Raw genomic sequence first — 8,238 nt, 5'->3', positions numbered from 1 at the left:
GCGGGGGCGCGGAGGGGGCCCGCCGCCCGGGGAGTGCGACGGGCCCCGTCGTCGGTGCGGGCGCGGCCCGGTGACCGTGCGGCCGGTCGGCCGCAGGTCGTGCCCGGGCCGCCGGATCACTCGACGACCAGCTCGACCGGGATGTTGCCCCGGGTGGCGCGGGAGTACGGGCAGACCTCGTGCGCCTGCTGGACGAGCTGCTCGCCGGTCCCGCCCGCGAGCGAGTCGGGCAGCTCGACGCGCAGCACGACGGCCAGGCCGAAGCCGGCGCCGTCCTTGCCGATGGACACCTCGGCGGTCACCGAGACCTCGCTGGTGTCCACCCGGGCCTGCCGGCCGACCAGGCCGAGGGCGCTGGCGAAGCAGGCCGCGTAGCCCGCCGCGAACAGCTGCTCGGGGTTGGTGCCCTGGCCGCTGCCGCCGAGCGCGGGCGGCATCGCGAGGGCGAGGTCGAGCTGTCCGTCCGAGCTGACGGCGCGGCCCTCGCGGCCGTTGGCGGTGGCGGCGGCGGTGTAGATCGCGTCCATGGTGGGTCCCTTCGTGGTGCGCGGCCGTGGTGCGGGGGCCGCGCGGTGGCGGGCGGAGTCGTGGTGCTCCGGCGGCTGCCGGGCCCTCGGGGGAGGGCCGGCGACCGGCTGCCCCATAAGTAGAGCACGTCATTCAATTGCGCACAACTCAATGGCGCAGCTTCGATCGGTACCATGGGGGCATGACCACGCTCCCCGGCATGGCGGACGAGGAACTGCTCCGCCTGGACCAGCAGATCTGCTTCTCGCTCAACGCCGCCGCCCGCTCCTTCGGCAGCGTCTACCGGGTCCTGCTCCGGGACCTCGGGCTCACCTATCCGCAGTACCTGGTGATGCTGGTGCTCTGGGAGGACGGCGAGCTGCCCGTCAAGCGGATCGGCGAGCGGCTGCGACTCGACTCCGGCACCCTCTCCCCGCTGCTCAAGCGACTGGAGGCGGCCGGGCTGGTGCGCCGCGAGCGCAGCCCGGAGGACGAGCGCTCGGTCGTGGTCAGCCTCACCGCCGAGGGTTCGGCGCTGCGCGGGCGGGCCGGGCAGGTGCCGCGCCGACTGCTCGCCGCGACCGGGCTGCCGGTCGAGGACCTCGCCGCGCTGCGGGTGCTGCTGGAGCGGGTGACCGGCGCGCTGGACTCGGCGGACGTGGCGCCGGCGCTGTAGAGCTGCCGGGGGTGCGGGCGGTGTCGCGGGAGTTCCGGGGCGCCGCCCGCACCGTACGGGCAGCCCGGGCGGGGTCCGGCTTGTCAAGCCCGGTGCCCGACGCGGTGTGATCTGGGTCACTCCGCTGCTGCCGCTCGGCCGCCCGCGCCCTCGAACGGGCAGGTCAGCGGGTCTGTTCGAAAGTGAACGGAAACGTTGCCAATTGTCCGCCCGATCCGGTCAACAACCCGGCTCTCCCGGACGGTTACACCACGAGCCCGCAAAGGGCCGTCGGCGTGCCACCCGGTGGGCCGGCCAGCTGACCAGGAAAGGGGGCGCGTGTGAACACTCCCGGGCCGGGCGAGGAGCGGAGCCTGCGGGCGGACCCGCTCGACGACCTGCCGAACGACTTCGAGGCGTTCTTCACCCGCGAGAACACCGGCTACCTCCGCTACGCCCAGCAGCGCCTGCGGCACCGCGAGGACGCCCAGGACGCGGTGCAGAACGCCGGCACCACGCTCTACAAGAACTGGCGCCGCGCCCTGGCCAGCGAGGACCCGCAGGCCTTCGCCTTCAAGATCGTCAAGGACGCGGTGGTCGACGTCCTGCGCGAACGCCGGCGCGCCGAGCGCAAGCGGCTGCGGGTGATCGCCCAGCGCCGCCCCGACACCAGCCAGGACGAGCTGGAGGAGCTCGCCGAACTGGACGCCCTGGACTGGGCGATGGACGAACTGGCGCGCGCCGCGCCGGTCCAGGCCGACGTGGTCCGGCTGCGGCAGGCGGGCCTGTCCTACCCCGACATCGGCCGGACGCTCGGCATCGCGCACACCACCGCCCGGACCTACTACAGCCTCGGGCGGCGCCACCTGGAGTACCTGCTGGAGCACCCGGACGACGGGCAGGCGACATGAGGGTCACCGAACTGCTGCGCGCGCACGCGGCCGAGCTGGGCCAGGACTTCCCCGACCACGACCCGACGGCGTTCACCCGCCGGCTGGCCGAGCGGCTGGCCGCGGCCCGGCGGGCCGTCCCGCCCGGGCGCGAGCGCCCCGCCCGGCCGCCCGCCGCGGCCCGGCCGCCGCACGCCCCGGCGACCGGTGACCACCCCGGGGCCCGCGGCCGGTCCGAGCTGCGGCGCGACCTGCGGCACCTGTGCGCCGGGGTGGCGGGCGCGGCCGAACCCGGCGAGCTGGCCCTGGACCTCGAACTCGCCGAGAAGGCCGCCTTCCGGACCCTCGGCTGCCTGCTCTACGGCATGGGCCGCACGGCCGACGGGGTCTTCTGGTGGCGGATAGCCGCCCAGTACGGCGACCCGCTGGCCGTGCACTGCCTGGCCGTGCACTACGCCGCCGAGGGCGAACGGCGCGACGCGGCGCGCTGGGCCGCCGAGGCCGAGGACCTCAGCGGTCCGGGGCGGCTGCCGGCGGTCGCCCCGGCGGCCCGGCCCGGCCGGGCCGCCGAACTGGCCCGGGTGCTCGCGGAGCGGTACGACGGGGAGATCCTGCTGACCATCCGGGACACGGTGGCGGCCCGGCCGGGGCGCGGCCCCGGGCGGCTGGGCGTGCACGCGGTGCGGGGCCGGGGGGTGGTGCGGATCCGCTGACGGGCGGCGGTGCGGGGCCGGCGGTGCAGGGCCGGGGTGGGGTGGGGTGGGGTGGGCCGTGGGGAAGGGCGGGTCAGGGCGGGTGGGCGAGGGTCAGCCGAGCCCGGTCAGGGCGCTGCCGAGGTAGTCGGCGCCGAGCACCAGCGGGACGGCGGTGGTGATCGCGGCGCGGTGCGCGGCCGCCCAGGCGCGCCACTCGCCGAGGGCGCGCACCGCGCGGTCGGCGCCGCGCAGCCGGACGGCGAGCGGCAGGAGGGTTCCCAGCGAGCCGATCAGCACCAGCAGGGCGGCGGCCACGGCCCTCGCCCCGTCGCCGGAGGGCGCCGCGGCGATCGAGGCGGCGCCCCCGACGGCCGGGAGCAGCGTTCGGGGGCGGGCCACCAGGGACGCCGCGAGCCCGGCCGACCGGGCGGGAGTGAGACGGTCGATCCTCAGCAGCCAGTCGGGCGGCGCCGTGACGTGCCCGGGCCGCGGGCGGTCGCGCCACTGCTCGACCGCCAGCAGGACCAGCGCCGCGCCGAGGGCGAGCTTCAGCCAGGACACCCAGGTCGCCGGGCCGGAGGCCGGGGCCAGCGCGCGGCCCGCCGCCACGACGAGTGCCGTGACCGCCGCCAGGCCGAGCAGCCAGCCGGCCGTGAAGGCCACCCCGTTGGCCCGCCCGCGCGGCGGGGCGAGGATCAGCAGCACGGCGATCAGCGGCAGCGGGCTGAGCGCGACCGCCACCGCCGAGGCCAGCATCGGGCCGATCGCCTCTCCCATCCCCGGACCTGCCTTCCCGGCGCCGGGCGCCGTCCGCCATTCAGCTACCGGCGGGGGCGGGGCGCACGGCCGGTTCCGCCGTTCGGGTGAGCCGGGGCGGGGGCGGGGCGCCGGTCCCGGCCTGGCTGCCGGGCGGCGGGCGGCGGGCGGCGGGCGGAGACGCGGCGGGGGCCGCCGCACCGCTGTGGTGCGACGGCCCCCGGTCGGTCGGGTCGGTCGGCGCCCGGTCAGTCGGTGCCGGACTCCATCGCCGCGAGGTCGAGCGCGGTGGGCTCCGCCTCGTGGCCGGCGCCCGCGGCGATCGGCGCCGCGCCGCCCGGGGTGAGCTCGCCGATCAGACCGCTCCACTGCGCCAGCTGGCCGTGGCCCGCGTACTGCTCCAGCTTGCTGCGGGAGTCCGCGATGTCCAGGTTGCGCATGGTCAGCTGGCCGATCCGGTCGTCCGGGACGAACGCGGCGTCGACGCTGCGCTCCATCGACAGCTTCTCCGGGTGGTAGCTGAAGTTCGGGCCCTGGGTGTCGAGCACCGAGTAGTCCTGGCCGCGCCGCAGCCGGAGCGTGACGCTGCCGGTGACGGCCTGGCCGACCCACTTCTGCAGGCTGTCGCGGAGCATGAGCGCCTGCGGGTCGAACCAGCGGCCCTCGTACATCAGCCGACCGAGGCGCCGGCCCTGGGTGTGGTACGTCGCGACGGTGTCCTCGTTGTGGATCGCGTTCAGGAGGCGCTCGTAGGCGGTGTGCAGCAGCGCCATGCCCGGGGCCTCGTAGATGCCGCGGCTCTTGGCCTCGATGATCCGGTTCTCGATCTGGTCGGACATGCCGAGACCGTGCCGGCCGCCGATCAGGTTGGCCTCGTGCACCAGGTCGACGGCGGTGTCGAAGGCACGGCCGTTGATCCGGACCGGCCGACCGAACTCGAAGTCGACGGTGACGTCCTCGGTGAGGATCTCCACGGCCGGGTCCCAGAAGGCGACGCCCATGATCGGGGCGACGATCTCCATCGAGGTGTCCAGGTACTCCAGCCGCTTGGCCTCGTGGGTGGCGCCCCAGATGTTGGCGTCGGTGGAGTAGGCCTTCTCGGCGGAGTCCCGGTAGGGCAGGTCACGCTCGGCCAGCCACTCGGACATCTCCTTGCGGCCGCCGAGCTGGTCGACGAAGTCCTGGTCCAGCCAGGGCTTGTAGATCCGCAGGTTGGGGTTGGCGAGCAGGCCGTAGCGGTAGAACCGCTCGATGTCGTTGCCCTTGTAGGTGGAACCGTCGCCCCAGATCGAGACGCCGTCCTCCTGCATGGCCCGGACCAGCAGGGTGCCGGTCACGGCACGGCCGAGCGGAGTGGTGTTGAAGTAGGTCTGCCCGGCCGACCGGATGTGGAAGGCGCCGCAGGCCAGGGCGGCCAGGCCCTCCTCGACCAGCGGGGCCCGGCAGTCGATCAGGCGGGCCTGCTCGGCGCCGTAGGCGCGGCCACGGGCCGGCACGTCGGCGAGGTTCGGCTCGTCGTACTGGCCGATGTCGGCCGTGTAGGCGTAGGGGACGGCACCGTGCTCGCGCATCCACGCGACCGCCACGGAGGTGTCCAACCCACCCGAGAATGCGATGCCGATCCGTTCACCGACCGGCAGCTTGCTCAAGACCTTCGACATGCTTGCACCCTTGACCCACCCGCTCGTGCGGGCTCCTGATTTAGCGACGTGTGAGGGGGTTCGGCCTGATTGATCCGATGCCCGCACTCTGGCATAGATTTGCAGAGTACCGCAAGAGCATACGAACGCGTCGGTCGGGGTGGCTGCTCGTGGGATCGCTCCCGAGGGGTGGCGGATGGTGTCAACCTCTTTGAGGGGCAAGGAGGTTGAGGGGGCGAGTGACCCCTGTCGGGGCGGTCGGGGAGGTCGGCGAGGTCGGGGAGAAGGCGACGGGCCGGGCTCCCGAGCGGGAGTCCGGCCCTGACGTGGTGGCGGTGAGCGCTCGCGGGCGGCCCGGGGGTCAGACCTTGCGGCCCACGCCCGCGTACATCCAGCGGGTGGAGCCCGCGGTGGACCCCTCCGGACGCCAGAGCGGAACGAAGTCCACGCCCGGTTCCACCGGCTCCCAGCCGGCGAGGAACGCCTCCACCTCGGCGCGGCCCCGCAGGCGGATGGCCGAGTCGGTGTCGTCCCAGGTCTTCACCACCTCGGCGGCCCGCTGCGGATTGCCCTCGGCCGTGCTGTGCGAGAGCAGCAGGAAGCTGCCCGGGGCCAGCCGCTCGTGGACGGCCCGGACGGCCGCGGCGGCCTGGGCGTCGTCCAGGAAGTGCAGCACGGCGACCAGCAGCACGGCGACCGGCTGGGACAGGTCGATCAGCTCGCGCAGCGCGGGCCGGTCGAGCAGCTCGTCGAGGTCGCGCAGGTCGCCGGTCAGCACGGTGGTGGACTGGTTGCTCGCGAGCAGTGCCCGGCCGTGGGCGAGCACGATCGGGTCGTTGTCGATGTAGACCACCCGGGAGTCCGGGGCCAGCTCCTGGGCGACCTCGTGCACGTTGCCCCGGGCGGGCAGGCCGGAGCCGATGTCGATGAACTGGCGGACCCCGGCGTCGACGCAGTGCCGGACGGCACGGCGGAGGAAGGCGCGGTTCTCGCGGGCGGCCTGCGGGATGTCGGGCGCCGCCGCGATCGCGTGCTCGGCGGCGGCCCGGTCGGGCGGGAAGTTGTCCTTGCCGCCCAGCCAGTAGTCGTAGATCCGGGCCGGATGGGGCCGGTGGGTCTGCAGCATCACCGGGTCCACGAAGCCGACCTGGTCGGTCGCCTCCGTCGCCCCGGGTGCTTCCGCGGTGTCCGTGGTGTCGTCGAGCTCGGGCATCGGGTCCCCTCCGTTGGCCTGATCAACGGTCATCAGATGCTGACCGGAAGCCGGTTGATCGCTTCCGCATCGTACCCGGCCCGATCAGGTAGACGATCATCGCCCCGGTTCCGGTTCAGTACGACTCCGGGTCGGTGCGGGGGCGCCTGTGGCGGCGGCTGTGGTGCGGTGCGGTACGGGGCCGGGCGCGGGCGCGCAGCCAGGCCGTCCGGGAGGCGAGGACGCCGAGCCCGAGGGCCACCAGGTGCCCGGCGTCGGCCAGTTGCTGGTCCGCGGCCCAGGTCCCGGCCAGCGCCAGCGCCAGGGCCGGCAGGCCGTAGCGGCGCAGCGGGCGCGGGCCCAGGGCGAGCAGGCAGCCGATGGTGGCGACCAGTCCGTAGCTGATCCCGACGTCGCGCTCCCGGGACAGCGCGCCCGGGATGTGGGCGGTCAGCATCAGCCACATGGCGCCCTCGGTGATCAGGGTGGCGCCCAGGTGCCCGAAGACGAAGACCGCGCAGGCCCGGGCCGGGCCCCAGCGCCACTCGGCCAGGCCCAGCGCCAGGGCGACGGCGGCGATGCCGGCCCAGGCCGGGACGCCGTCGACGACCAGGCCGCTGGTGAACAGCGTCCACCACTTGCCCACCTCCATGTGGTGGACGTTGCTGCTGTTGTGCCGGACGAACCGGGCCCGCGCGGCATGGCCCTCGTTGGCGAGCCAGGTCGCGGTGAGGGTGAGCAGGACGACGTACACGGTGGTGAGCCGCAGGCGGACGGCGGATCTGCGGGCGGTCGCTCGGAGGGCGGCCGTTCTGGACACCGGGTGCCGGTCGGCGGCGGTGGCGGTGCGGGTCGGGTTCGTCGTCCCGAGGCGGTCCGTCATCGTGCGTGGCGCCTTAGCTCTGCGGTTACGGGTGCCCGGCGGCTCCACCGGAGGCCGGAGAGCCAGCCTACGACGTGTCGGGGGCGGCTGCCCTGCCGGCGGTCGTGGGCGGGCATCCGAAGCTGTGTCCGACGGGTGTTCGGAGCGTCCCGGGCGGGTGTTCGGAGTGGTGTCCGGCGGATGCTCGGAGCAGCGCCCGGCGGATGTTCGAACGGTGTCCGGTCACCCGAACGGGCCGTCGCGGCGGCGGGCGGCCGCCGGGCCGGGCGAGGGTGAGGGGGACCGTCGAGGAGGCGCCGATGACCGGCAGCACCACCGGGGTGCCGCGGGTGCACCGGAGGCCGTGGTGGGTGCGTGCGGCCCGCGCGGTGTGGCGCTACGTGCGGTGCGCCCCCGGGACGTACATCTGGCTGGCGATCCTGCTGGCCACCACCCAGGTGATCCGGCACGTCGACCCCGCGACCGCCGACCGGATCCTGCAGCGGCGCTCGACCAACCTGCACCACCTCCAGGTCTCGCCGGTCCGGGTGCTGGCGACCAGCGCGCTGTGGATCGCGGGTGGCGGCTGGCTCGGGTACTTCGCGCTCTACAACATCTTCCACGTGCCCGCCGAGCGCTGGTTGGGCACGCTGCGCTGGCTCTCGGTCGCCGTGCTGGCGCACGTCGGCGCGACCTACCTCAGCGAGGGCGTCCTCGGCTGGGCGATCCACCGCGGGCTCGCCGCACCGAAGGCGGTCTACACGCTCGACTACGGGGTGAGCTACGCCCTGGCCGGGGTGGTCGCGGTGCTCACCTACCTGATCGTCCGGCCGTGGCGGTACCTGTACGCGGCGGGGGTGCTGGCGGTGTACGTCCTGGGGGTCCAGCAGAGCCGGGACTACACCAGCATCGGGCACCTGAGCGCGGCGCTGATCGGGTTCGCCTGCTACCCGATCACCCGGGAGCGGCCGGGGGCCTTCGACCCGGTCGCCGCGGTGCGCGCGCTGTGGAGGCGGCTGCCCGGACGGTGACCGGGCCGCT

At 74.8% G+C, this 8,238-nt stretch carries 9 protein-coding genes; 4 read left to right on the top strand and 5 right to left on the bottom strand.

The window, feature by feature from the left end; genetic code table 11:
* Positions 1 to 116: 116 nt before the first annotated feature.
* Positions 117 to 527 carry an organic hydroperoxide resistance protein gene (locus AB0O91_RS07275; protein ID WP_363428826.1) on the bottom strand — a complete coding sequence of 137 codons (411 nt, stop codon included), beginning with the start codon at positions 525 to 527 and terminating at the stop codon, positions 117 to 119.
* A gap of 182 nt (positions 528 to 709) precedes the next feature.
* Here AB0O91_RS07275 and AB0O91_RS07270 point away from each other — a divergent pair, with 182 nt between their 5' ends.
* The 3 genes from AB0O91_RS07270 (at position 710) to AB0O91_RS07260 (ending at position 2,765) form a co-directional block, all read left to right on the top strand.
* Entirely contained in the window at positions 710 to 1,183 is a 474-nt protein-coding gene (locus AB0O91_RS07270) for a MarR family transcriptional regulator (RefSeq protein ID WP_363428824.1), read from the top strand.
* Positions 1,184 to 1,503: 320 nt separating this feature from the next.
* Positions 1,504 to 2,073, top strand: coding sequence for a sigma-70 family RNA polymerase sigma factor (locus tag AB0O91_RS07265; protein ID WP_363428822.1), 570 nt, complete (start codon positions 1,504 to 1,506; stop codon positions 2,071 to 2,073).
* On the top strand, positions 2,070 to 2,765 hold the full coding sequence (locus tag AB0O91_RS07260; protein ID WP_363428820.1) for a hypothetical protein: 696 nt from the start codon (positions 2,070 to 2,072) through the stop codon (positions 2,763 to 2,765). The genes AB0O91_RS07265 and AB0O91_RS07260 overlap by 4 nt, the downstream gene beginning before the upstream one ends.
* Before the next feature lie 93 nt (positions 2,766 to 2,858).
* Here the strand turns inward: AB0O91_RS07260 and AB0O91_RS07255 are convergent, their stop codons facing one another.
* The 4 genes from AB0O91_RS07255 to AB0O91_RS07240 all read right to left on the bottom strand — a co-directional run bounded on the left by AB0O91_RS07255 (position 2,859) and on the right by AB0O91_RS07240 (position 7,218).
* A complete protein-coding gene (locus tag AB0O91_RS07255) occupies positions 2,859 to 3,524 on the bottom strand; it encodes a GAP family protein (RefSeq protein ID WP_363428818.1) in 666 nt (221 codons plus the stop codon).
* A gap of 227 nt (positions 3,525 to 3,751) precedes the next feature.
* Positions 3,752 to 5,164: an argininosuccinate synthase gene (gene argG, locus AB0O91_RS07250; protein WP_363428816.1), complete on the bottom strand. Its 1,413-nt coding sequence runs from the start codon at positions 5,162 to 5,164 to the stop codon at positions 3,752 to 3,754.
* Positions 5,165 to 5,504: 340 nt separating this feature from the next.
* The gene (locus AB0O91_RS07245) at positions 5,505 to 6,356 is read right to left on the bottom strand and encodes an SAM-dependent methyltransferase (protein ID WP_363428814.1); all 852 of its coding nucleotides are present in this window, start codon (positions 6,354 to 6,356) and stop codon (positions 5,505 to 5,507) included.
* A 115-nt stretch (positions 6,357 to 6,471) separates the two neighbouring features.
* Positions 6,472 to 7,218, bottom strand: a complete 747-nt coding sequence (locus tag AB0O91_RS07240; RefSeq protein WP_363428812.1) for a rhomboid-like protein — start codon at positions 7,216 to 7,218, stop codon at positions 6,472 to 6,474.
* Positions 7,219 to 7,517: 299 nt separating this feature from the next.
* Between AB0O91_RS07240 and AB0O91_RS07235 the strand changes: the two genes are divergently transcribed.
* Positions 7,518 to 8,228: a rhomboid-like protein gene (locus AB0O91_RS07235; protein WP_363428810.1), complete on the top strand. Its 711-nt coding sequence runs from the start codon at positions 7,518 to 7,520 to the stop codon at positions 8,226 to 8,228.
* Positions 8,229 to 8,238: the final 10 nt, after the last annotated feature.

The sequence above is a fragment of the Kitasatospora sp. NPDC089797 genome, from assembly GCF_040684795.1.
Lineage (GTDB): Bacteria > Actinomycetota > Actinomycetes > Streptomycetales > Streptomycetaceae > Kitasatospora.
The sequence above is the reverse complement of the archived record's forward strand: the minus strand, read 5'-3'. Positions and strand labels throughout refer to the sequence as shown.